Source organism: Bradyrhizobium sp. SZCCHNRI3052, from assembly GCF_032484895.1.
Lineage (GTDB): Bacteria > Pseudomonadota > Alphaproteobacteria > Rhizobiales > Xanthobacteraceae > Bradyrhizobium.
In genome coordinates this window covers 61,241-83,171 of the sequence record NZ_JAUETW010000007.1, presented here as the reverse complement: position 1 = coordinate 83,171, position 21,931 = coordinate 61,241, and the positions used below count along the sequence as shown (strand labels likewise).

The window sequence follows — 21,931 nt, the reverse complement described above, 5'->3', positions numbered from 1 at the left end:
ACGTCGCGACGCTGCGCGCCGGCTTACATCCCGTGGCTCTGGAACACCGCCGAGCAGCGCTTGCTCAGCTTGGCCCGGTTCTGCGTCAGACAATTCTGGACCCCGAAGTCGTCGCCGAGCTGAGCGCGGCAGAAACGCTTGGCGTCGGGCGCGCACGCCTTCTGCTCCTGCGGCGTCCCCATATGGCCCTGAGCCATGGCGAACGACGGCAGAACGGACAGCGACACGGCAACCGCGAACATCAGCTTCTTCATTGGGCGCTCCTCCTTGGGCTGAAACAAAACGTTTCCCGCCCAAGGGGGTTCCGACGGAACTGCGCGTCCGAAGGCCGGATGGCGAGCGTCGCAGCCAATGCTGCCTGCACATCCCGCTCTGAACGGTCAGCGCCTTGCCGCAATTCTCAGCCGGCGCAGGACGTGGCCCGCGCCAGCGCAGCACGCGCGAGCAGACGCGTCGAATCCAACGTCGGCAGAGGCGAGTTGGCATCGTCGATGATCAGCGGAATCTCGGTGCAGCCGAGCGCGACGGCGTCGCAACCTTCCTCCTTCAGCCGCGTGATGATCGCCTGAAACGCGGCGACGGAGGGCGGCTCGAACCGCCCGTAGACCAGCTCATCCATGATGATGCGGTTGGCTTCGATGCGATCGGCTTCTTCCGGACGCACGAACGCCAGCCCGTGTGCGGTCAAGCTATCCGGATAGACATTGCTGTCGACGAGCCATTTCGTGCCGGTGATGCCGATACGCCCGTAGCCTCTCCTGACCGCTTCCGTCGCGACCACGTCGGCGATGTGCAGCCACGGCAGCGGAGAGCGCGGCAGCACCAGCGGCAGGGCCTGGTGGATGGTGTTGTCCGGGCAGATCAGGAAATCCGCGCCGGCCGCGGCGAGCTTGCGCGCCGAGGTCAGCATCAGCTCGGCGACTCCAGCGAGATCGCCGCGATCGAGGCAGGCCACGTAGTCGGCGAGCGACGGCGTGTGCATCGATACCTCGGGATGGGCATGCGGCCCGAGCAGGTCGGCGCCCTCCTTGCAGATCGTGCGATAGCAGAGCGCCGCGCCCTCGGCGGAGCAGCCGACGATGCCGATATGTTTTGCCATTCGTCGTTCCATTCCATCAACGTTGCCGACGATGATAGCGCGAAAAGCGGCCGAGGGTGAACATCACCCCACCGCGCACCATCCTCTGCCATTGCGCGCACAGCGAAGCAATCCAGAGTCCTTGCTGAGCCCTGGCTTGCTTCGCTGTGCTTACAATGACGCGGTTGCAACAGATCGCGCGCACGACATCGCCAGGGCCGATCACGCTGATCCGCCCTGCCGAGACATTTGTTCGCACTGGCCTGTTCGCAGCTACATCACGCCACGGGACATCATGGCGTTCGCTATGTCGAATCTCAGGCGCTCGAGCGCGCGGTGGGCTGCGATATGGTCGAGATCGCCTTGCGTCAGGCCGATATCCACCAGTTGTGCCTCGCTCAGGTCGCATAGATCGACTCTCATCCGCCTGAGCCGACGGCCTTCCTGAAACACCAGCCAATAGCCCGCGAGCAGGCCGAACAGCCCCGGAGCCGAGATGCCCGGCGGCCCGGCCGCATTCTTTTCCGACAACGCGTCACGCAGCACCGTGACGGATGCGTTGGGTCGCGGCGCGGCTGGCGCCTGGTGCGCCGCGTTCTTCACCAATGAGAGGGGGCGATCGCGCGTGGCGGAATTGCGGGCGATCTCGTCTGTGAGATGGGTCTGGGGTGGCATCGGTCGCTCCTGCTGCGTGGTGCCGGCAGGGAGCGTGGCCAAACAAAAGGCCCCGTCCGATGCCGGCGGGGCCTGGTGGAATGATCGTGTCGTCGAAATCCTAGCGCACGACTCCTCCCACGGCCCGGCTGCAGCGGGTCGTATGTTTGCGGTTGGAGTTGCGCACGACGTTGATCATGGTTTGTCGGTACCACGATGATTGCGCCAGATCAAGGCATGTAGTTCCTGCGCTCGCAGATGAGCACCTATGCGAGGCTCGTGTCCCGCCGAACTCCCGCAGACGACCTCTCCGGCAGGATAGTGTCCATAGATAAGCGCGATCTCACCTCCGTCATTGCGAGCGCAGCGAAGCCATCCAGAGTCGTGTGCGGGACCCTGGATTGCTTCGCTGACGCTCGCAATGACGTCGCGGCGACCATCTCGCGCTGTTGGTCGGTTATCCCTGCGTCGCCACTTTCAACGACCAACTACATTCCCCGACGCGAGACGCCGCCCGGATATGGATCATCCCTCAACCTGTCGAGCGTCCGCAGCGCGGCGATGTGCTCGATCTCGGCGCGCGTGATGCCGATATCTGTGAGCTCGCGTTCGCTCAGGTCATGCAGGCAGTCCCGCACGCTCTCGCGGCGTTGCCATTCTTGGATCGCGCGCCAGCACCAGCCGATCAAGCGGATGATCGGCCAGGTCGGCGTTGCCGGCGGACCGGCCGCGTCCTTTTCTGGCGACACGTCTCGCAACGCTGCGATCGACGCTTCGGACTGCATCGATGGCTGCACGCTGTCGATCGCGTCGGTGATTGACGCGATCGAGAGATCGACGTTGAGCGCCGACACGTGGGCAGCGTCGATCGTCGCGTTGGTCTGATGGGGTGGCATCCTCTGCTCCTGCTGTTATGCCGGCAGGGAGCGTGGCCAAACAAAAGGCCCCGTCCGATGCCGGCGGGGCCTGGTGAAACGATCGCAACGTCCAATTCCTAGCGCGCGACTCCTTCCACGGCCCAGCCGAAGCGGGTCATGTGATAGAAGTTGACGATGCGGACCGATTTGCTCATGTCACATAAGGTATCATGGCACGCACGCAACATCAAGGGATATTTGGGCGCCCCACATCCTGGCGGCGAGTTGTTGTAGATCGACCGCGCGAGCACGGCGGGCGGATTGGCGTCAGCTCAATCTGCCGATTTGCGGCGAACGTGAAGCGGCGCGCTGATCCGCCCTACGGAGTGCGGACTACCAGCTGAAAAGTCCACATCGGGCACACTCCACAAACATCAGACGCTCTCTCGTCTGAGATACGTCGGAATGAGTCCACAACCATCCGGCCTTGCGCGCTGACCAGCGCTACGTACCGCGCCCCGCCATGAACCGATCCAAGATGTCAGCCAGCGAGCCCGAAACGCCTCCCAAGACCATGAAAACCAAAAGGTTGGTCTGCACACCGAGCGCTTCGAGGACCAAGACTCCACACAACATCAGCACGCCGGCCAAAACACCCATGCGAAGCGGCTTCATGCCTTTTCCCTAACAAGAGAGCAACGCCGCAACCAAGCTAACATGAGACGCCTGAAGTTCGTAGGGCCGATCAGCGTCGGCCTGATCATCAGGGGTCCATCCTGAAGCATTGAGATGAGGAAGCGATCTCCCCATCGAGCGCCCCCGAGACGGTCCTGCGCCGAAGACTAACTTTTCGAACGCTTTCAACGAGATCGCTCTCGCCGGCTATCCAGATCGCAATTTTTTACTTTCGCTTTTCCAGAATTCATGCTATCCCCCTGCACATCCCACCTCGCCAAGAGGGGCGCATCGCGATCGTCACGAGCGTGAGGTGGGCTGCGGTGGGCGTGTCGGGTTGCAGCGTGGCTTGTCCGCGCCGACGAACATCCTGATGCGCGCGGTGAAGCCGTGTGGTCCTGGCCTCCCGATGCTGAGGCCAAGCGGGCGCTGCGACGAAGCGCGCTCGCGACGGGGGCAAGAACGCCGGTCCCCGGGGAGAGCGCGGAGTAAGCCGTAAAGCCATCGCGCAGGGAGGGCCGGATGTCCGGCTCGTACCTGTGGTTCTGCCGCGTGCTTTCTTTCTGCACGCGGACCATGGGTGCGACCAGCACCCGGCCTTCCCTGCGCCCTCTGTTCTCGAAGAGGGCTTTGAATGGCACAACTCGGGCGCGGAGGCGCGGCGAGGATGAAGAGTGATGTGTGGAAACAATCGGCTCCGCACTCGCCGTCATTCCGGGGCGCCCGTAGGGCGAGCCCGGAATCCATACTCCCGATCGTGGTTATGGATTCCGGGCTCGCGCTCCGCGCGCCCCGGAATGACGATGTGGAGAAAGATGACGCTATTCGCCAGCAACGGATGCTCAGCGGCGGTCACACGGGACCGCCGCCCTGCCCCTCTAGCGGCCGCGGCCGGCGGCTTGCGGCAGGAACGGCGCCGGCTGATGCACGGGGGCGATCGCCACCGCGCGGTTGCGGCCCTCGTTCTTGGCGCGGTAGAGCGCATTGTCGGCGCGCTTCATGACGTCGGCGATCGGCTCGCCCTTCTGCTCCAGGGTCGACAGCCCGATCGAGGTCGTGACCTCGATGCGCTTCTCGCCCTTGTGCACCGAGAACGGCTCGTTGGCGACCGAGCGCCGCAAGCGCTCGGCGACCATGCCGGCGACGTGCAGGTCGGTTTCGGGCATCACGATGACGAACTCCTCGCCGCCATAGCGGCAGGCGAGATCGATGCCGCGGATCGACTTGCGCACGCGCATGGCGAACTCGCGCAGCACGTCATCGCCGGCATCATGGCCGTAATTGTCGTTGATCGACTTGAAGTAGTCGATGTCGAGCATCATCAGCGCCAGCGGCTTGCCACGGCTCGCGGCCTGGTCGGCGAGCGTCGAAAGATGCGTCTCCATGTAGCGGCGATTGTGCAGGCCCGTCAGCGCGTCGGTGATCGCCATCTCGATCGAGTTCTGGACGTTGTCGCGCAGATGGTCGGTGTAGCGGCGCTTGCGGATCTGGGTGCGGGCGCGCGCCAGCAGCTCGTTCTTGTCGACGGGACGCAGCAGATAATCGTTGACGCCGATCTCCAGGCCGCGCAGCAGCCGCGAATTGTTCTCGGCTTCCGCAATCGCGAGGATCGGCACCTGCCGGGTGCGTTCCAGCGAGCGCAGCTGGCTGCACAGCCGCAGGCCGTCGTAATCGTTCAGGTCGAGCGAGACGATGACGAGGTCGTAATTGCCTTCGGCGGCGTTGAACACGGCCTCGGCGGGATTGGTTTCGACGTCGATGGCATGCTCGGTCGCCAGCATCGGCCCGAGCCGCTCGTAGGACGACGGCCGGTCGTCGACCAGCAGCACCCGCCCGCCCTTGCCGGCGTCGGCAACCGCGTTGCGCTCGGGCGCCTGCACGCCGATCTCGAGCGAGGTCAGCGCGCGCATGCGCAGCTCGTCCGTCATCATCTTCAGCCGCGTCAGCGAGCGCACGCGCGCGATCAGCACGACGTCGGAGACGGGCTTGGTCAGGAAGTCGTCGGCACCGGCCTCCAGGCCGCGCACGCGGTCGGACGGGCTGTCGAGCGCCGTCACCATGACAACCGGAATGAAATGCGTGGCCGGATTCGACTTCAGCCGGCGGCAGACCTCGAAGCCGTCCATGTCCGGCATCATGACGTCGAGCAGGATGATGTCGCATTCGGCGCGCTGGCAGATCTGCAGCGCCTCGGCGCCGTTCGCGGCGGTCAGCACGTCGAAATATTCGGCCGACAGCCGCGCCTCCAACAGCTTGACGTTGGCCGGGACGTCGTCGACGACGAGGATACGCGCGGACACTGCAGAAACTCCTTAGCCGATAAAGCGGCGTACCGTTTCAATGAATTTTCCGACCGAGATCGGCTTGGAAAGATAGGCTTCGCAGCCACCCTCGCGGATGCGCTCCTCGTCGCCCTTCATGGCAAAGGCCGTCACTGCCACCACCGGGATGGCACGCAAATCCGGATCGTCCTTGATCCATTTCGTCACTTCCAGGCCCGAGACCTGCGGCAGCTGGATGTCCATCAGGATCAGATCGGGGCGGGTCCGGCGCACGATGTCGAGCGCCTCCACGCCGCTGGACGTACCGGACGTCTGGTACCCGTGGGCTTCCAACAGATCGCGGAAGAGCTTCATGTTGAGCTCATTGTCTTCCACGATCAGGACGGTCTTGCCCATCCGCCCCTCCGAATCACTGACACCGGCATGTCCTCTGGCGGACGCCTGTCCACCGCTACTCATCTAATTCAAACTAGCCCCAGATTCGTTCTAAGCCGTTAAGTCGGTATTCGATCTTTCCCCGAGATGGTTTCCACTTGCTTGAACCCATTCCGAAGACTCGGGCATGATGGGCGCAAAGTAGAGCCGACAAGTTAACGGAAAGGCAAATCCGCCGTTGAAAAAGCCCGTTCGAAATCCGCGCGAAGTCGCTGAAATCGTTGCAGTTCAGGCCCTCGGCTTCCTGGCCGGCGAACCGGAGCGGCTGGGCCGCTTCCTGGCCGAGACCGGGATTGGGCCGGAGACGCTGCGATCCTCGGCGGCCGACCCCAATTTCCTGGTCAGCGTGCTCGATTTCATGCTGCGCGACGACGAGACGGTAAAGGCTTTTGCCGCCCACTCCAAGTTACATCCGACCAATATCATGGCAGCACGGCAGGTATTGGGCGACCGGCAGTGGGAGCGCGACGTGCCGTGACCGAGCGGGCGCCAGCGAGCGGGTCGCGCGCGGTCGCCGGGCCGGCCTGCTTCTGCCGCGACTGCCTGACGGACCTCGATGATGGCGCGCGCCGCTGTACGGTCTGCGGCTCGCCGCGCCTCGTCCGCCATCGCGCCCTGCCCGCGCTGACGCTGGCCCATATCGACTGCGACGCGTTCTATGCGACCGTCGAGAAGCGCGACAATCCCGAGGTCGCCGACCGGCCCGTCATCATCGGCGGCGGCAAGCGCGGCGTGGTGTCGGCCGCCTGCTACATCGCCCGCACCTATGGCGTGCGCTCGGCGATGCCGATGTTCAAGGCGCTGGAGCTGTGTCCCGCGGCGGTCGTGATTCCCCCGGACATGGCGAAATATGTCCGCGTCGGCCGCGAGGTCCGGCAGGCCATGCAGGCGCTGACGCCGCTGGTCGAGCCGCTGTCGATCGACGAGGCGTTCCTGGATCTCTCCGGGACCGAGCGCGTCCACGGCATGATCCCGGCAAAGGTGCTGGCGCGCTTCGCCCGCGAGATCGAGCAGCGCATCGGGATCACCGTCTCGGTCGGGCTGTCCTGCAACAAGTTCCTCGCCAAGATCGCCTCCGATCTCGACAAGCCCCGCGGCTTCGCCGCGCTCGGCCAGGACGAGGCGCCGGCGATGCTGGCCGACAAGCCGGTCGGCTTCATCTTCGGCGTTGGCCCCGCCACGCAACAGCGGCTGGCGAACCATGGCTTCCGCACCATCGCCGACCTGCAGCGTGCCGACGAGATCGAGCTGATGAAGCAGTTCGGCGGTGACGGCCGCAGGCTGTGGCGGCTGGCGCGCGGCATCGACGACCGCAAGGTCGTGGCTGATCGCGGCGCCAAGACGATCTCCAGCGAGACCACCTTCGACACCGACATCCGCGACTACGCGACCCTGGAAAAGACCCTGTGGCGGCTGTCGGAGAAGGTGTCGGCACGGCTGAAGGCGAGCCAGCTCGCCGGGTCGACCATAACGCTGAAGCTGAAGACCGCGGACTTCCGCCAACGAACGCGCTCGCAATCGATCGCGGCGCCGACGCAGCTCGCCGGCAAGATCTTCGCAATCTGCAAGGAGATGCTGGCGCGCGAGACCGACGGCACGGCGTTCCGGCTGATGGGCGCAGGCGTCAGCGCGCTGCGCCCGGGCTCGGAGGCCTCCGACACCGACATGCTCGACCGCCGCTCGGCCTCGGCCGAGCGCGCGATCGATGCGCTACGCAAGAAGTTCGGCCAGGCCGCGGTCATCCGCGGCATCGCCTATGACGGGCCGGAGCAGACGGAATGATGCTCCGGTCAATTGCTGCACGGCTTGCCGTCCTTCACGTCCTTGACGTCGAACTTGCCAAGCGCGCCGGCGATGACGAAATCATTGTAGTCGAGCACGAGCGCGCGCGAGACGCCGTTCTCGTAGAGCTCGAACGACATCGCGTAGACCGGCGTCTGCTCGCCCTCGGCCCGCTTGGCGTCGCGGTCATAATAGCTGACCGTCACCGGCCAGCGCGTCATCTTCTTCATCTCGTCATTGTCGGTCGAGGCGTCGGGCTTGGCGGCGGCCTTGTCGGCCGGCACGGGCGCACCGATCACGGTCAGCGTGTTGTAGACCTTCTCGCCATTGTCCGAGCCGTCATAGACCGTCAGCTCGAGCAGCGACTTGCCCTCGCGCGCGGCGGCGATGATGCGATGAATCTGCTCGGTCGGAAACACGGTCGAGCCGTCGAGCGTGAAGGTCTTCGCCTCGGGCTGCTTGAGCTTGACGGTGATGTGATCGCCGGTGCGCTCGGCGATACCGTCGACCGGGCTGGAGGCCTGCTCGTTCATGCGCGAGTCGATCTTGAAGCGGTAGCTCTTGCCGGCGCCGTCCTCCCACGCGGTGGAGCGCAGGTCGCTCAGGGTCACCTTGCCCTCACCGAGATCGAGCTCCGAGACCTGGCGGAATTCCGAAGTGTAGCCGTTGCAGGCGTTGCCAGAGAAATTGTAGAGGATGCGACCGCGCGCGCTGTTGACGGGGCTCGAGCCGCGCGACTTGACCAGGCTCAGGTCATAGAGCGCCTGATGCGGCAGGAACGGCACAGCCGCCCCGGCCTGCGCCGGACCGAACGTGATCGCCGCGACGGCGAGCGCTCCCATCGACAGTCGGAACGAATGAGCCATGAGTTTTCCTCGGAGGACGTATCGCTGAACCGTCACATTAGAGATCGCTGCATTGCGTCGCAACTGCGGCTGTCTCACGGAAACGTGCGCTTAAAGCGCCGGAATCGCGTCGGTGCTGGCTGCTTGCATGTCACTGGCAACTGCGCCAAACAGGGCCGCGGTCCGGCACGGGACCGGCTTTCAGGCGACAGAACGGGGATTCGAGATGGCGGGTACGGTTGAACAGAATCTGGCGGCACAGGGCATCACACTGCCGGCACCAAAGGCGCCGGTGGCCAATTACGTCCCGTTCGTGCGCACCGGCAACCTGCTGTTCGTGTCGGGCCAGGTCTGCCTCGGCGCCGACGGCAAGATGATCGCCTCCGGCAAGCTCGGCGGCGGCGTGTCGATCGAGGACGGCTATGCGGCCGCGAAGGGCTGCGGGATCAACCTGCTCGCCCAGGTCAAGGCGGCGGTCGGCGATCTCGACAAGGTCGTGCGCGTGGTCCGGCTCGGCGGCTTCGTCAATTCGGCGCCCGACTTCCTCGACGGGCCCAAGGTGCTCAACGGCGCCTCCGACCTGATGGTCGCAGCGTTCGGCGACAAGGGCCGGCACGCCCGCACCACCGTCGGCGTGTCGGCGCTGCCGTCGGACGCGGCGGTGGAAGTCGAAGGTGTGTTCGAGGTTGAGTGAGAGAGAGCGCATGATCCGGAATAGTGCGCGGCGGTTTTCCGACGAGATCATGCGCCAGCAAAACGGACGGGGCGAATGCGCGCACCTGACTGGCTGACGGCCCGCCCCGTCGCCCATCGCGGCCTGCACGATGCTGATCGCGGCATCATCGAGAACATGCCGGCCGCCGCACGCGGCGCCGTGGCCGGCAACTTCGCCATCGAATGCGACATCCAGCTGTCGGCCGATGGCGAGGCCATGGTGCATCACGACTATGATCTCGGCCGCCTCACCGAGGGCACCGGCCCGCTGATCGAGAAGACCGCGGCAGAGCTGAAAGCGATCAAGTTCAAGCAGACCGACGAGCAGATGATGACGCTCGGCGACCTCTGCAACCTGATCGCCGGGCGCGTGCCGCTGGTCATCGAGGTCAAGAGCACGTTCCAGGGCGATCGCCGGCTGGTCCGGCGCATGGCCGAGGTGCTGGCGTCCTACTCCGGCCCGGTGGTCGGGATGTCGTTCGATCCGGACCAGGTCCGCGCCTTGCGCGAGACCATGCCGACGCTGACGCGCGGCATCGTCGCGCAGCGCAGCTACGAGGACGGCTACTGGGCCAAGCTGACCCAGGCGCAGCGCGACAGCATGCTGCATCTCAAGCATGGCTTCAGCAGCCAGCCGCATTTCGTCGCCTATTGGGTCGAGCAGCTGCCTGCGCCTGCCCCCTGGATCGCGCGCAACGTGTTCGGCTGCCCGCTGCTGACTTGGACCGTCCGCACCCCCGAGCAGCGCGCCGCCGCAGCCCGCTATGCGGATCAGATGATCTTCGAGGGGTTTACGCCGGAGACGTGACGCCGGCCTTGAACTCGCTGCTGCGATGCACGATCTTCAGGGCGTGGCATCTGGGGCGTCCCGGCCGGGGCGTGCCGTGCCGGCCCGTTTGACAAGGATTCGATGGCATCGCCTGAGATCACGCTCGAAGCCGTTCCCGGGATCAACGAGGTCCCGGCCGCAGCATGGGACGCCTGTGCCAATCCCGAGGGCCGCGTCAGTCCCGGCTCATCTTCCGCCTGCGGCCGCGCCTACAATCCGTTCATCTCACACGCGTTTTTCTCGGCGCTCGAAGCCTCGGGCTCGGCCACCCTGCGCACCGGCTGGGCGCCGCGCCATCTGGTGGCGAAGATGGGTGACGAGGTCCTCGGCGTCGTGCCGTGCTACCTCAAGTCCCACTCGCAGGGCGAATATGTCTTCGACCGCGGCTGGGCCGATGCCTATGAGCGGGCCGGCGGGCGCTACTATCCGAAGCTGCAGGTCTCGGTGCCGTTCACGCCGGCCACAGGGCCGCGGCTGCTGATCCGCGCCGACCAGGACCGGGACATGATCGGCAATGCCCTCGCCCAGGGACTGAAGGCGCTGTGCGGGATCAGCGAGGCGTCCTCGGTCCACGTCACCTTCGCCCGGCAGGCCGAATGGCAGCTGCTCGCCGCGCAGGGCTTCCTGCAACGCACCGACCAGCAGTTCCATTGGCACAATCAGGGTTTTTCCACCTTCGACGATTTCCTGGCGACGATGAATTCGCGCCACCGCAAGGCGATCAAGCGCGAGCGGCGCGACGCATTGGCCGCCGGCATCACCATCCATTGGCTGACCGGCAAGGACATCACCGAGGACGCCTGGGACGCATTCTTCGAATTCTACATGGAGACCGGCTCACGCAAGTGGGGCCGGCCGTATCTCAACCGCAAGTTCTTCTCGCTGATCGGCGAGAGCATGGCCGACGACGTGCTGCTGGTCATGGCCAAGCGCGAGAGCCGCTGGATCGCCGGCGCGATCAACTTCATCGGCTCGGACACGCTGTTCGGGCGCAACTGGGGCGCCATCGAGCACCACCCGTTCCTGCATTTCGAGGTCTGCTACTACCAGGCGATCGACTTTGCGATCCAGCACAAGCTCCAAGTCGTCGAAGCTGGCGCTCAGGGCGAGCACAAGATCGCGCGCGGCTACCTGCCGCAGACCACCTACTCCGCGCACTACATCGCCGACCGCGGCCTGCGCCGGGCCATTGACGACTATCTCAAGCGCGAGCGCGCCTATGTCGAGGAAGCCGGCCGCGAGCTCGCCGAATCCGCCCCGTTCCGGAAAGGCATGGACGAGCCGTCTTGACCGGCGACACGCGCCGGTGAGAGTAAGGCGCACCAAGAGGAACCGCTTAAGGGACTGCCCATGACCGCCTACGATCCCAACAATCCGTTCGCGAAGATCCTGCGCGGCGAATTCCCCTGCACCAAGGTCTATGAGAACGACCACGTGCTGGCGTTCCTCGACATCATGCCGCGCGTGCCCGGCCACACCCTGGTGATCCCGAAGGCCGCCGCACGCAACATCCTCGACATCACCGAGGAGGACTATCTCCACGTCGGCCGTGCCGTGCGCACCATCGCCCGCGCCGCCAAGACCGCGTTCGCCGCCGACGGCATCACGGTGCAGCAGTTCAACGAGCATGCCGGCGGCCAGATGGTGTTCCACCTGCACGTCCACATCATGCCTCGCCGCAACGGCGATTCCCTGCTGCCGCCGGCGAGCCGCAAGGAAGATCCGAAGGTGCTGGAGGAGAACGCCGCCAAGCTGATTGCGGCGCTGAAGGGCTGATCAGGCCTCGTCGAGCCCGATGTCGAGCGCGGCCGACGAATGCGTGATCCAGCCGACCGAGATCAGGTCGACGCCGGCCGCGGCGATCGCGGGCGCGGTCTCCACGGTGATCCGGCCCGAGGCTTCGGAGATGGCCTTGCCGCTGATCATGCCGACCGCGGTTTCGAGCTCCGCCGGCGTCATGTTGTCGAGCAGCACCGCATCGACGCCCAGCGTCAGCGCCTGCTCGAGCTGAGCCAGAGTGTCGACCTCGACCTCGATCTTGACGAGATGGCCGGCATGGGCCTTTGCGCGCGTGATGGCAGCCTTGATGCCGCCGGCAATGGCGATGTGGTTGTCCTTGATCAGGACGGCGTCATCGAGCCCGAACCGGTGATTGCCGCCGCCACCCGCGCGCACCGCATATTTCTCCAGCGCGCGCAGGCCCGGCGTGGTCTTGCGGGTGCAGACGATCTGCGCCTTCGTCCCCTTCACCGCCGATACCAGGGACGCCGTCGCGCTGGCGACCCCGCTCAAGCGGCAGAGGAAGTTGAGCGCCACGCGCTCGCCGGTCAGGAGCGCCCGTGCCGGGCCGCTGATGGTCGCGATCGCGTCTCCCGGCGCCACGGGGCTGCCGTCGGGCCGCACGATCTCCATGCGCACGTCCGGCGAGACGACCTGGAAGGCGCAGCGCGCGACATCGAGGCCTGCGATCACGCCGTGCTGGCGCGCCCGCAGCTTCAGCGAGGCGCGCTGCTCGGCGGGGACGATGGCATCGGTGGTGATGTCGCCGGCGCGGCCGAGATCCTCGAGCAGCGCCATGCGCACCAGCGGCTCGTAGAGCAAGGGCGAGAGAGGATTGAGACTCATGGCACTGCGCTCCTGGACGGCGTCTGCTCGGCGTCGACAATGTCGCGGGCAACCGCGATCGCCTCGGGCAGAGTGAGGCTGGATGGCTGCGCGACGGGCAGCGTGCCCGGACGATCGCTGCGGAAATGCGCGCCGCGGCTCTCCTCCCGCGCATGGGCCGCGACCGCAAGCATCAGGCCGACCAGCGCCGGGTCAGCCATGGGCCCGGCCTGCTCTGCCAGCGGAAGCAGGCTGCTGACGGCAGCCGCGATCGTGCGACGCTCGCGCATCACGCCCAGCGCATGCGACAGCAGCGGCCGTGCGGCCGACGGATCGGACGCCGGCGGAATGGCAGCCACCGCGCACGGCTTGCCCGCACGCTGCGGCGCGCCGGCCACGCTTTCGGCCACCCATTGCGCGCAGACGATCGCTTCCATCAGCGAGTTGCTGGCGAGCCTGTTGGCGCCGTGCAGGCCGGTGCGGCTGGCCTCGCCACAGGCCCACAAGCCCTCGACCGTGCTGCGTCCCAACGTGTCAACAGCGATGCCGCCCATATGATAGTGCACGGCCGGCCGCACGGGGATCGGATCGCGCGCGGGGTCGATGCCCGCCATGCGGCAGAACGCGCTGATCACGGGATAGCGCGCGGCGAAATCCTTGCCCGGCTTGTCGCGCGCATCGAGGAACACGCGGTGGCCTTGCGCACGGCTGCGCCATACCGCCCGCGCCACCACGTCGCGCGGCGCCAGCTCAGCGCCGGGCTCGTCGGCCATGAAGCGCGTACCGGTGTCGTCGATCAGGACAGCGCCATCGCCGCGGATCGCCTCGGTGAGCAGCGGCAGCGGCCGCGACGGTCCGTCGAACGCGGTGGGGTGAAACTGCACGAATTCGAGATCGGACAGCACGGCCCCGGCCCGCGCCGCCAGCGCGAGGCCCTGGCCGAAACAGCCGGCCGGATTGGTGCTGTCGAGGAACAGGCCGCCGATGCCGCCGGTTGCGATCACGACGCGCGTCGTGGCGAGGATCAGAGCCTCATCGCCGCGCGCCGCAGCCACGCCCTGGATCGCGTTGTCATTGACGATCAGCCAGCGCGCCTCGACGCCTTCGAGCAAGGTCACCGAAGCACAACGCCTGACAGCCGCGATCAGCGCGCGCATGATCTCGCGTCCCGTGCCGTCGCCCGTCGCATGCACGATCCGGTTGCGGCTGTGTGCGGCCTCCAGGCCCAGACGCCAACGTCCATCCGCACCTCGGTCGAACGCAACGCCAAGCTGCGCGAGGCGCTCGACCGCGGCCGGCGCCGCATCGATGATGCGGCGCGCGGCGGGCTCGTCGCACAATCCGGCTCCGGCGGCGAGCGTGTCCTTCAGATGCAGCCCCGGATCATCGTCATCGCCAACCGCCGCGGCGAGGCCACCCTGCGCCCACATGCTCGACGCCTCCGCGCCGAGCGGCGACTTCGACAACAGCACGACCGGCTCGGGCGCAAGCTGCAGCGCCGTCATCAGACCCGCGGCACCGCCGCCGATGATCACGGGACGGCCGATCAACTTCGAAACATCGATGCTCATGATGCCAGCATCCTTTCCACTGCGCGCCGCGCGCGCTCGGCCATCGCGGGATCGATCGTGACCTCGTGCGTGTTGGTCTCGAGCGCATGGCGGATGTTCTTCAGGGTGATCCGCTTCATGTGCGGGCACAGATTGCAGGGGCGGATGAACTCGATGTCGGGATGGAGCACGGCGACATTGTCGCTCATCGAACATTCCGTCAGCAGCACCACGCGGGCCGGCCTTCTTGCTCCGACGAAGTCCGACATCGCCGCGGTGGAGCCGGCGAAGTCCGCCTCCGCCACGACCTCTGGAGGACATTCCGGATGCGCGAGCACGGTGACACCAGGATGGTTGTCGCGCAGCGTGCGGACGTCCTCGGCGCTGAAGCGCTCATGCACCTCGCAATGCCCTTTCCAAGCCGTGATCCTGACCTTCGTCTGTGCGGCGACGTTCCGCGCGAGATATTCATCCGGCAGCATGATGACGTGATCGACACCGAGCGACTCGACCACCGCGCGCGCGTTGCCGGAGGTGCAGCAGACGTCGGACTCGGCCTTCACCGCCACCGACGTGTTGACATAGGCGACCACGGGCACGCCCGGGTGGCGCACGCGCATCAGCCGCACGTCGTCGGCGGTGATCGACTCCGCCAATGAGCAGCCCGCCTCTACGTCGGGGATCAACACCGTCTTGTCGGGATTGAGCAGCTTGGCGGTCTCGGCCATGAAGTGGACGCCGGCGAGCACGATCACCTCGGCATCGACCTTGGTCGCTTCGCGCGCCAGCAGCAGGCTGTCGCCGACGATGTCGGCGACGCCGTGATAGATTTCGGGCGTCTGATAGTTGTGCGCCAGCACCACGGCATTGCGCCGGCGCTTCAGCGCCAGAATGGCTTCGACATCGTCCTCGAAGACAGCCCATTCCGGCGGCGGGATCACCCGGCTCAGACGCTCAGCAAGCGATGCATTCGGCGCGACGGCGGGCAGGACAAGATCGACCATTTATACTCTCCGTGAGCATAAGATGGCTTATACTTATCCTGAGCATAAGCTGTGTCAAGAGCGGGAGATCAAGATCGCGAGAGCGGCAGCTTGGTTCCGACCACCGCCCGCTCGGCCAGCACGCCCTGCCGGAAGCGGAACAGCTTGGCCGGCCGGCCAATCGTGTCGGCAGCAATTGCGCCTGTCTCTTCAACCAGTTCCTGCTGCTCGATGAGGCGGCGGAAGTTCTGCTTGTGCACGAGCCGGCCGGCGAGAGCCTCGACGCTGCGCTGCAATTGCAGCAGTGTAAATTCTTCCGGCATCAACTCGAACACGACCGGCCGGTATTTGATCTTGGCGCGCAGGCGGGCAATGCCGGTGGCGAGAATCCGACGGTGATCACCGATCATGGCGCGCCCGGGCAGCATCGGCTGGCTGGCCCCCTTCTCGCGCACGCTCTCAGGGATCATCGCCGCCTCATACAGCAGCTCATAGCGCTGCAGCGTCAGCTCCTCGTTCCACTCGCGGCCATCGAGACCGAAGGTGATTGCGGCGCGCTGCCATCTCGTCTTTTGCAGCGCCGGCTCGTCGGCGGCTCGCGCCCAGGCCTTCAGCTTCGGCGCGATGATCTTGGCCAGGATCGTCGGCGGTCCGTCGCGATGATCCTCCCACGGGAAGTAGTCGTACCACGACGACCATTGCGCATCCGCGCCCTCACGCCCCTCCTCCTCGCGGGTCAGACCGAGATAGCTGATGGAGATGCGGTGCGGCGCGTCGGGATCGCCGCCGCGACCGCGGTCGGCGAAGGTGTAGAGCTGCTCGACATAGCCGAGCGGATGGCCGGTCTGCGCCTCGACCCAGGCGCGCAGCCCCATCTGCAGTGAGCGGTGCGCGAACTGAAACGGTCCGCTCGGCAGCGCCGCAGCATGCTCGATCGTCATGATCTTCGGGTGCCCGTCGGTCACCGCCACCAGCACGGCGACGAGGTCCGCCGTGATCGCATCCTGAGCCGTCACCGTTTTCTGCGGCCGCTTGTTCACCTTCGACATCCGGATCCGTCGGTCCTATTTGTCATCCTCACCCTTCGCCGCCGGCGTGAACGCGCAATGATCCGGCTTCAGGTCGATCAGCGGCGTCTCGTCGAGGCAGTCGAGACCGCGCACCAGCACGGTGTTGCCTTCCAACGCGACGAAGCGGACCGTCGACACGCCGATCGGATTGGGACGCACCGGCGAGCGCAGCGCGAAGGTGCCCCGGGTCTCGCCGTCATGATGGCGCGGGCTCTGCTTGACGAGATCACGGCGGGCCCGGTTGAGCCAGTACAGCACCTGGAGGTGGCTGAAGGCGTCGATGCCCTGCAGCGCCGGCACCCAGGGCTCGAAGATCTCGAGCCGGCACACCGGCCCCTCGAAGCTGCCCTGCCGCGGCGTCTCGAGCCGCGAGGTCCAGGGTGTGCGGATGCGGCCGATGAAATACAGCGTGGCGTCGCGCGGCTGTGGCGCGTCGATGGCAACTTCTCCCGGACGGAGATCGGAATCAGTGGTCATTGCGGAGTCCTTGGATCCTCCCGGCAATCTATCCGAACCTCGGCTCACCGCAATTGCGGTCGCGCAAGATCGCGCAACTCAGCCGAGCCACCATTTGCCGGCCAGCATCGCGGCTTCGCCGCAGACGACACCGGCAAAGATCGAGCGGCGGCTCGCCATGAAGGCCGCAAGGCCGGCAACGACGGCACCGTAGCGCAGCCCCCAAGGCACGCTGGCGAGCGCGCCCGGCGGCTGCACCAGGATCTGGGCGATGACCCCCGCCAAGATGGCGGTCGCGACCGCCTTGACCCACATCAGCAGGTCCGAGCCCTCGTCGAGCCCGCTGCCGAACCAAAGTCCGAGCAGGCGCCAGATCTGGTTGGGGATCACGCCCGCCACCAGCAGCACCACGAGCGCATGCCAATCGCCGATGAAGTCGCTCATGCCAGCCCCCGCCGCTCGCGCCATTTGTGCGCGCCGAACGCGAGCGTTCCGGCGACGACGCCGCTGACCAGGATGTCGACGCCGCTGTCGAGCTGGGCGGCCAGAGGATACAGCACGAGGCCGAGACCGAGCGCGAGCACGTCGGCAAGCTCCCTGGCGTTGCGCAGGGTCGAGAACAGGAAGGCCAGCGGCGTCAGCAAGAGCACCGCGGCGCCGAAGGTCTGCGACAGATTGGCGGCGAGAGAAGGCGATGCGGCGCTCGCGCGGCACATGCGGCAGGAAGCGATAGCATTCGACCCACAGGGTCACGGCGGTGAAATGCGCGATCAGCACCAGGTGCCGCCGCTTGGTCTGCGGCGAGCGGATCAGCGGCAGCACCGCCACCACCATCGGAAACAGCCGGATCGCGCTCATCGTGACCGCGATCGCAGATTGCAGAATGGTCTGGCCGGAGCCGAGCGTGGAGACCAGGATGATCTGCGCTGGACCGGCCCAAACCAGCACCGTGCTCAGGATCGCCCAGAGCATGCTGAAACGGGTATCGTGGGCGAGCGCGCCGATGCCGATGAAGGTGACGAACAGCACCAGTGACAGGATGGTCGCTGACGTCGCGCGCAGCCCCCAGCCGAAGGCGCGCAGTGAACCATGCCATTGCGGCGAATCGAGCGGAGGAAGTGTCACGGGCGGCCCAGCGGAACGAACCGCGATAAGGCTGGTGAAAGCCGCTCGCGTCAACCGCCATCAGGCGCGCGCGGGTCTGCGTCCGGCGCAGCCATCCCCCACACGCAGCGCTGAGGCAGCTCTATCCGGAGCGATTGCGCAGCACGAAGCAGGCACCGCCGGCCTCGCGGATCCGACTGCAGAGCGCGTCGGCCTCGGCCCGTGTCTCGGCGCCGATCCGCACCTGGTAGAAGGCGCGGTTGCCGCGCGAGCGCATCACCGACGACAGCAGGCTCGGGTCGCGGTCGCCGATGACCGGGCCAAGCCCCTTGATCGCCCGCGAATACATCGCGAGCGCCTTGTTGCGGTCGAAGCCTGCAGCCAGTTGGACGCCCCAGGGTTTCGCGGCCGACAGCGCCACATGCTGCTCGAGCTCCGTGACGAACGGATTCGGCGCGCGCTTCAACATCGCCATCAGCTGACGACACGAGGTCGGCGGCGGGCTTGGCAGCGTCTTGCCGCCGTTACCGGCGGCCGCCCACTCATCGATCGTGGCTCCCGTGATGGCCGAGACGTAGTTGCGGGTCTCCCAGGGCATCTGCCCCTTGCCGGCGAGCCAGTCCTGCACCCGGCGCGGCCCCGCATTGTAGGCCGCCGCCGCGAGCCCGAGATTGCCGAACTGGTCGCGCAGCTCGGCCAGGAACTGCGCCGACTTCGGCAGCGCCTGAACCGGATCGAACGGATCGAGCAACTGGCGCTCGTTCGCCGTGCCCGGCATGAACTGCGCGATTCCCTGCGCGCGCTGGCCGTTGCGCGTGACCGGCCCGACTGCATCGCTCTGGAAGCGGCTCTCCTGCCAGATCACGCGAGCGAAGAATTCGAGCGGCAGATCATTCGCCTTGGCTGCGGATTCGATCATCAGGCAGATCGCCTCGCGCGTACCGCTCTCCTTGGGCTCCTCGGACTTGTTCTCCGAGCCCTCTGCCGCAGCGTCTGCCGGCTTGGCAGCCTCCTGCGGCGAATCCTGCCGGGCGCCGTCCTTCGGATCAGCCGGCACGGCAGCGTCACGGTCGGAGGCCTGCTCCGCCGCCACGCCGGACAAGGGCATGGTCAGCATCAAGGCAAGGCCGAGACAGGCAATGCGAGCAACCGAAACCATGGAAAGCATCGTGAGCGCGGTGCAATGGTTGAATTCTGCCGACAGACAAAGCCCAGGACCATGCGGGGTTCCACCGCGCGGCGCCTTGACACAGCGAACGAGCCGGCTAGCAATCCCCGAGTGCCGCAGGGAGCGCGACGGATGACCGCACCGACCGACGACAGACTCGGCTTCGCGCCCGAAAGCGATGCGCCATTGTCCTACATGGCGCGCACGCGCGACTACTATCTCGCGATCGGCTATGACACGCCCTATCGCTGGGCTCACTACACGTCGGCGCCGTTCCATCCCTTGCGCAAGCCGCTCGCGCAGTCGCGCGTCACCGTCGTCACCACGGCCGCGCCTTTCGATCCCGCCAAAGGCGATCAAGGCCCCGGCGCGCCCTATAATGGCGGCGCCAAGTTCTACGCCGTCTATGACGGCGACACGTCGGCGCAGCACGACCTGCGCATTTCCCACATCGCCTATGATCGCGCGCACACCTCGGCCGAGGATTCCGGCACCTGGTTTCCGCTGCCACAGCTCCTAAGGCTGGCAGGTGAAGGCCGCATCGGCGCGGTCGGACCGCGCTTCTTCGGCGCGCCGACCAATCGCAGCCACCGCGTCACGATCGAGACCGATGCGCCGGAGATTCTCGCGCGCTGCCGCGCCGACGAGATCGACGCCGTCGTGCTGGTGCCGAACTGTCCGGTGTGCCACCAGACCGTGAGCCTGGTGGCACGGCATCTCGAAGCGAACGGCGTCGCAACCGTCGTCATGGGCTGCGCCAAGGACATCGTCGAGCACGCCGCCGCGCCGCGCTTCCTGTTCTCGGATTTTCCGCTGGGCAATTCCGCCGGCAAGCCGCACGACGCGGCCTCGCAGGCCTTCACGCTCGAGTTGGCTTTGCGTGTCCTCGAGAGTTCACCAGCCGCACGCACGACCGTGCAATCGCCTTTGCACTGGAGCGACGATCACGGCTGGAAGCGCGACTACAGCAATCCGGCCATGCTCGCGCCGGACGAGCTGGCGCGGCGGCGCGCCGAGTTCGATGCGCAGAAGGCGATCGCGCGGCAGGTTCGTGGAAAGCAGGTGTGAAAGCCACACTCGCGCGAAACTCGCCCGGGAATTTCTTCGGATAATGCTGATTGCGCTTGCCGTCCCGCTCCAGTTGCGCTTGAGTTCCCCCGGGTTTGAAGGGGGCAGTACCAAATGAGAGTTGTAGCGTTGGTGGCGCTGTGCGCCGCGCTGGGAGGCTGCGCGTCCGTAACGCGGGGTACAACCGAGACGATCAGTGTCGCGTCGACGCCGTCCGGGGCCGAAGCCACGATCGCCGGTCTCGAAGCGCCGATGACCTGCACGACGCCCTGCTCGTTCGTCGCCAAACGCAATGCCGACATCTCCGTCACCATCGAAAAACCGGGCTACGAGACCCAGATCATCCCGTTGACCAAGGACATCCCGGCGACCGGCGCGGCCGGCTTCGCCGGCAACATCCTGGCGGGCGGCCTGATCGGCATGGGTGTGGACGCAGCGACGGGCGCGGCGACCGACCACAAGCCGAACCCGGTGATCGTCACCTTGCAGCCGCGCATGGCGGCGCCGGCAGGCCGTCCGCAGCGGCCGCCGCGGCGGTCGGCCCCGCCGCCGGCACAACCGGAGGCCGGGACCTAGCGCCCGCCAAGCCTGTCAGCCAGCCGCCGATGGCGCCTCGCCGGGAGTGACCGTGTCGACCGGCAACGCAAACTGCTCGACCCGGTTGAGCGGCTTCTTGTTGAGCAGCAGCCGGGTGACGTCGGGGCGCGAATAGTGTCCCGCCGGATCGGCGGCATTCTTGGCGATGCCGATCATGCCCAAATCGATCTCGGCGATCAGCAGGCCTTCCTGCTCCGGCGGCAGCTTCTCGGCGAGCGAAGAGCCGTCCGGACCAAAGATCGCGGCGTGGCCGCCGCCGACATGCAGCAGCGCGTGCTTGTCGGGCCGGTCACACAGTTCGTCGATCATCGCCTGCGAGACGGTGGCGCACGGCGCCAGCACGAAGCACGAGCCCTCGACCGCATAGACGCGCGAGGCGGCGTTGTTGACCTCGGCGCCGAGCGCCGGCGCGAACGGATCGTACAGCGAGAAGCTCGGCCACGCCGCGACATGCACCTGCTCGTTCTGCGCGTACATCGCGTATTTCGACAGCGGCTGCAGATGCTCCCAGCAGCACAGCGCACCGATCCGGCCGATGTCAGGCCGGTCGTGCACGGCGAGATCGCTGCCGTCGCCCTCGCCATAGACGGTGCGCTCAGCATGGGTCGGCCGCAGCTTGCGGCGCCTGGCGATGGTCTCGCCGTCCGGGCCGATCAGCCATTGCGCGATGTACAGGCTGCCGCCGTCGCGCTCGGACAGTCCCAGCACGGCCGTGAGCCTGGCCTTGCGCACGACAGCCCGCAGCGCCTCGGCCTGCGGGCTGTCGTAGGCCAGCGAATTGTCGAAATAGCGCTGCACGAAGCCACGGCCGATGCACCAGGCCGGCGAGTCCATCCAGATGTGCCAGGGATAGCCGGGGATGAAGACCTCCGGAAACGCGATCAGCTTGGCGCCCTTGTCGGCCGCGTCCTCGATCAGGGCGATGGTCTTCTTGATCGAGGCGTCCAGGTCGAGCCAGGCCGGCGCCGCCTGCACCACCGCCACCTTGTATTTCGGATGTGCCAGTCCCATCGCTGCTGCTCCCTGATGCCCGTGCGCGGCGGTGGCGCCGCGACCGGGCCAACTATTGACGCCAGCCGGCTTTCGCGCTCGTCTCCCACGGAACGAAAATTCGACTACGGCCGAGGCGAAGACCCCGGCCGGGCCCGGAATTTGCTGCATTGCCACAGATCAAGCCGGC

24 protein-coding genes and 1 pseudogene are annotated in these 21,931 nt (G+C 66.5%); 8 read left to right on the top strand and 17 right to left on the bottom strand.

From position 1 onward, the window contains the following. Nucleotides 1–23: 23 nt before the first annotated feature. From QW887_RS19890 to QW887_RS19860, 7 genes are all read right to left on the bottom strand, one after another. Nucleotides 24–254, bottom strand: a complete 231-nt coding sequence (locus QW887_RS19890; protein WP_316165124.1) for a hypothetical protein — start codon at nucleotides 252–254, stop codon at nucleotides 24–26. Between the two features lie 146 nt (nucleotides 255–400). After that, nucleotides 401–1,099, bottom strand: coding sequence for an aspartate/glutamate racemase family protein (locus QW887_RS19885; RefSeq protein ID WP_316194855.1), 699 nt, complete (start codon nucleotides 1,097–1,099; stop codon nucleotides 401–403). Nucleotides 1,100–1,351: 252 nt separating this feature from the next. After that, a complete protein-coding gene (locus QW887_RS19880; protein WP_316194854.1) occupies nucleotides 1,352–1,795 on the bottom strand; it encodes a hypothetical protein in 444 nt (147 codons plus the stop codon). Nucleotides 1,796–2,220: 425 nt separating this feature from the next. Then, nucleotides 2,221–2,628 carry a DUF1127 domain-containing protein gene (locus tag QW887_RS19875; protein WP_315752977.1) on the bottom strand — a complete coding sequence of 136 codons (408 nt, stop codon included), beginning with the start codon at nucleotides 2,626–2,628 and terminating at the stop codon, nucleotides 2,221–2,223. A gap of 465 nt (nucleotides 2,629–3,093) precedes the next feature. Beyond that, a complete protein-coding gene (locus QW887_RS19870) occupies nucleotides 3,094–3,264 on the bottom strand; it encodes a hypothetical protein (protein ID WP_315740306.1) in 171 nt (56 codons plus the stop codon). Nucleotides 3,265–4,142: 878 nt separating this feature from the next. Beyond that, nucleotides 4,143–5,564, bottom strand: a complete 1,422-nt coding sequence (locus tag QW887_RS19865; protein ID WP_315718396.1) for a PleD family two-component system response regulator — start codon at nucleotides 5,562–5,564, stop codon at nucleotides 4,143–4,145. A 12-nt stretch (nucleotides 5,565–5,576) separates the two neighbouring features. Then, nucleotides 5,577–5,942, bottom strand: a complete 366-nt coding sequence (locus QW887_RS19860) for a response regulator (RefSeq protein ID WP_008964019.1) — start codon at nucleotides 5,940–5,942, stop codon at nucleotides 5,577–5,579. Between the two features lie 217 nt (nucleotides 5,943–6,159). Here QW887_RS19860 and QW887_RS19855 point away from each other — a divergent pair, with 217 nt between their 5' ends. Continuing rightward, complete coding sequence (locus QW887_RS19855) at nucleotides 6,160–6,459, top strand: DUF3572 domain-containing protein (RefSeq protein WP_316165120.1); 300 nt, start codon at nucleotides 6,160–6,162, stop codon at nucleotides 6,457–6,459. Further along, complete coding sequence (locus QW887_RS19850) at nucleotides 6,456–7,763, top strand: DNA polymerase IV (protein ID WP_316194853.1); 1,308 nt, start codon at nucleotides 6,456–6,458, stop codon at nucleotides 7,761–7,763. Before QW887_RS19855 ends, QW887_RS19850 begins: the two co-directional genes overlap by 4 nt. 8 nt (nucleotides 7,764–7,771) lie before the next feature. On the opposite strand, the gene QW887_RS19845 is transcribed toward QW887_RS19850, so the two are convergent. Next, nucleotides 7,772–8,629: a cell envelope integrity EipB family protein gene (locus QW887_RS19845; RefSeq protein ID WP_315718393.1), complete on the bottom strand. Its 858-nt coding sequence runs from the start codon at nucleotides 8,627–8,629 to the stop codon at nucleotides 7,772–7,774. A gap of 205 nt (nucleotides 8,630–8,834) precedes the next feature. Here QW887_RS19845 and QW887_RS19840 point away from each other — a divergent pair, with 205 nt between their 5' ends. The 4 genes from QW887_RS19840 (at nucleotide 8,835) to QW887_RS19825 (ending at nucleotide 11,927) form a co-directional block, all read left to right on the top strand. After that, nucleotides 8,835–9,302, top strand: coding sequence for a RidA family protein (locus tag QW887_RS19840; RefSeq protein ID WP_315752981.1), 468 nt, complete (start codon nucleotides 8,835–8,837; stop codon nucleotides 9,300–9,302). 75 nt (nucleotides 9,303–9,377) lie between these two features. Then, nucleotides 9,378–10,130: a glycerophosphodiester phosphodiesterase gene (locus QW887_RS19835; protein ID WP_315827262.1), complete on the top strand. Its 753-nt coding sequence runs from the start codon at nucleotides 9,378–9,380 to the stop codon at nucleotides 10,128–10,130. A gap of 102 nt (nucleotides 10,131–10,232) precedes the next feature. Then, nucleotides 10,233–11,441 (top strand): GNAT family N-acetyltransferase, encoded by a 1,209-nt coding sequence (locus tag QW887_RS19830; protein WP_316194852.1) that lies wholly within the window; start codon nucleotides 10,233–10,235, stop codon nucleotides 11,439–11,441. A gap of 60 nt (nucleotides 11,442–11,501) precedes the next feature. Beyond that, nucleotides 11,502–11,927 carry an HIT family protein gene (locus tag QW887_RS19825; protein ID WP_315752984.1) on the top strand — a complete coding sequence of 142 codons (426 nt, stop codon included), beginning with the start codon at nucleotides 11,502–11,504 and terminating at the stop codon, nucleotides 11,925–11,927. Here QW887_RS19825 and nadC read toward each other — a convergent pair whose 3' ends face one another. The 8 genes and pseudogenes from nadC to QW887_RS19785 form a co-directional block, all read right to left on the bottom strand. Further along, nucleotides 11,928–12,776 carry a carboxylating nicotinate-nucleotide diphosphorylase gene (gene nadC, locus QW887_RS19820; protein WP_316194851.1) on the bottom strand — a complete coding sequence of 283 codons (849 nt, stop codon included), beginning with the start codon at nucleotides 12,774–12,776 and terminating at the stop codon, nucleotides 11,928–11,930. Further along, on the bottom strand, nucleotides 12,773–14,326 hold the full coding sequence (locus QW887_RS19815) for an L-aspartate oxidase (protein ID WP_316194850.1): 1,554 nt from the start codon (nucleotides 14,324–14,326) through the stop codon (nucleotides 12,773–12,775). Before QW887_RS19815 ends, nadC begins: the two co-directional genes overlap by 4 nt. Next, nucleotides 14,323–15,309 carry a quinolinate synthase NadA gene (gene nadA, locus QW887_RS19810; protein ID WP_316194849.1) on the bottom strand — a complete coding sequence of 329 codons (987 nt, stop codon included), beginning with the start codon at nucleotides 15,307–15,309 and terminating at the stop codon, nucleotides 14,323–14,325. Before nadA ends, QW887_RS19815 begins: the two co-directional genes overlap by 4 nt. Nucleotides 15,310–15,377: 68 nt before the next feature. Next, nucleotides 15,378–16,337 (bottom strand): NrtR DNA-binding winged helix domain-containing protein, encoded by a 960-nt coding sequence (locus QW887_RS19805; protein ID WP_316194848.1) that lies wholly within the window; start codon nucleotides 16,335–16,337, stop codon nucleotides 15,378–15,380. Nucleotides 16,338–16,352: 15 nt separating this feature from the next. Beyond that, nucleotides 16,353–16,835, bottom strand: coding sequence for a tRNA (N6-threonylcarbamoyladenosine(37)-N6)-methyltransferase TrmO (tsaA, locus tag QW887_RS19800; RefSeq protein ID WP_316194847.1), 483 nt, complete (start codon nucleotides 16,833–16,835; stop codon nucleotides 16,353–16,355). A 78-nt stretch (nucleotides 16,836–16,913) separates the two neighbouring features. Continuing rightward, nucleotides 16,914–17,258 (bottom strand): AzlD domain-containing protein, encoded by a 345-nt coding sequence (locus tag QW887_RS19795; protein WP_315718383.1) that lies wholly within the window; start codon nucleotides 17,256–17,258, stop codon nucleotides 16,914–16,916. After that, nucleotides 17,255–17,939: pseudogene (locus tag QW887_RS19790) on the bottom strand (AzlC family ABC transporter permease). Before QW887_RS19790 ends, QW887_RS19795 begins: the two are co-directional and overlap by 4 nt. 121 nt (nucleotides 17,940–18,060) lie before the next feature. Then, complete coding sequence (locus QW887_RS19785) at nucleotides 18,061–19,026, bottom strand: transglycosylase SLT domain-containing protein (RefSeq protein ID WP_410052227.1); 966 nt, start codon at nucleotides 19,024–19,026, stop codon at nucleotides 18,061–18,063. 192 nt (nucleotides 19,027–19,218) lie between these two features. Between QW887_RS19785 and QW887_RS19780 the strand changes: the two genes are divergently transcribed. Further along, entirely contained in the window at nucleotides 19,219–20,154 is a 936-nt protein-coding gene (locus tag QW887_RS19780; protein WP_315827271.1) for a glycine reductase, read from the top strand. A 114-nt stretch (nucleotides 20,155–20,268) separates the two neighbouring features. Continuing rightward, complete coding sequence (locus QW887_RS19775; RefSeq protein WP_315718380.1) at nucleotides 20,269–20,730, top strand: PEGA domain-containing protein; 462 nt, start codon at nucleotides 20,269–20,271, stop codon at nucleotides 20,728–20,730. 15 nt (nucleotides 20,731–20,745) lie between these two features. Here the strand turns inward: QW887_RS19775 and QW887_RS19770 are convergent, their stop codons facing one another. Further along, nucleotides 20,746–21,762 (bottom strand): carbon-nitrogen hydrolase family protein, encoded by a 1,017-nt coding sequence (locus QW887_RS19770; RefSeq protein WP_316175143.1) that lies wholly within the window; start codon nucleotides 21,760–21,762, stop codon nucleotides 20,746–20,748. Nucleotides 21,763–21,931 lie beyond the last annotated feature (169 nt).

Bases quoted from the DNA above. Each gene is read 5' to 3' on its own strand.
- QW887_RS19890 (WP_316165124.1), bottom strand. From the start codon at position 254: ATGAAGAAGCTGATGTTCGCGGTTGCCGTGTCGCTGTCCGTTCTGCCG.
- QW887_RS19885 (WP_316194855.1), bottom strand. From the start codon at position 1,099: ATGGCAAAACATATCGGCATCGTCGGCTGCTCCGCCGAGGGCGCGGCG.
- QW887_RS19875 (WP_315752977.1), bottom strand. From the start codon at position 2,628: ATGCCACCCCATCAGACCAACGCGACGATCGACGCTGCCCACGTGTCG.
- QW887_RS19870 (WP_315740306.1), bottom strand. From the start codon at position 3,264: ATGAAGCCGCTTCGCATGGGTGTTTTGGCCGGCGTGCTGATGTTGTGT.
- QW887_RS19860 (WP_008964019.1), bottom strand. From the start codon at position 5,942: ATGGGCAAGACCGTCCTGATCGTGGAAGACAATGAGCTCAACATGAAG.
- QW887_RS19845 (WP_315718393.1), bottom strand. From the start codon at position 8,629: ATGGCTCATTCGTTCCGACTGTCGATGGGAGCGCTCGCCGTCGCGGCG.
- QW887_RS19840 (WP_315752981.1), top strand. From the start codon at position 8,835: ATGGCGGGTACGGTTGAACAGAATCTGGCGGCACAGGGCATCACACTG.
- QW887_RS19835 (WP_315827262.1), top strand. From the start codon at position 9,378: ATGCGCGCACCTGACTGGCTGACGGCCCGCCCCGTCGCCCATCGCGGC.
- QW887_RS19830 (WP_316194852.1), top strand. From the start codon at position 10,233: ATGGCATCGCCTGAGATCACGCTCGAAGCCGTTCCCGGGATCAACGAG.
- QW887_RS19825 (WP_315752984.1), top strand. From the start codon at position 11,502: ATGACCGCCTACGATCCCAACAATCCGTTCGCGAAGATCCTGCGCGGC.
- nadC (WP_316194851.1), bottom strand. From the start codon at position 12,776: ATGAGTCTCAATCCTCTCTCGCCCTTGCTCTACGAGCCGCTGGTGCGC.
- QW887_RS19815 (WP_316194850.1), bottom strand. From the start codon at position 14,326: ATGAGCATCGATGTTTCGAAGTTGATCGGCCGTCCCGTGATCATCGGC.
- nadA (WP_316194849.1), bottom strand. From the start codon at position 15,309: ATGGTCGATCTTGTCCTGCCCGCCGTCGCGCCGAATGCATCGCTTGCT.
- QW887_RS19805 (WP_316194848.1), bottom strand. From the start codon at position 16,337: ATGTCGAAGGTGAACAAGCGGCCGCAGAAAACGGTGACGGCTCAGGAT.
- tsaA (WP_316194847.1), bottom strand. From the start codon at position 16,835: ATGACCACTGATTCCGATCTCCGTCCGGGAGAAGTTGCCATCGACGCG.
- QW887_RS19795 (WP_315718383.1), bottom strand. From the start codon at position 17,258: ATGAGCGACTTCATCGGCGATTGGCATGCGCTCGTGGTGCTGCTGGTG.
- QW887_RS19785 (WP_410052227.1), bottom strand. From the start codon at position 19,026: ATGCCCTTGTCCGGCGTGGCGGCGGAGCAGGCCTCCGACCGTGACGCT.
- QW887_RS19780 (WP_315827271.1), top strand. From the start codon at position 19,219: ATGACCGCACCGACCGACGACAGACTCGGCTTCGCGCCCGAAAGCGAT.
- QW887_RS19775 (WP_315718380.1), top strand. From the start codon at position 20,269: ATGAGAGTTGTAGCGTTGGTGGCGCTGTGCGCCGCGCTGGGAGGCTGC.
- QW887_RS19770 (WP_316175143.1), bottom strand. From the start codon at position 21,762: ATGGGACTGGCACATCCGAAATACAAGGTGGCGGTGGTGCAGGCGGCG.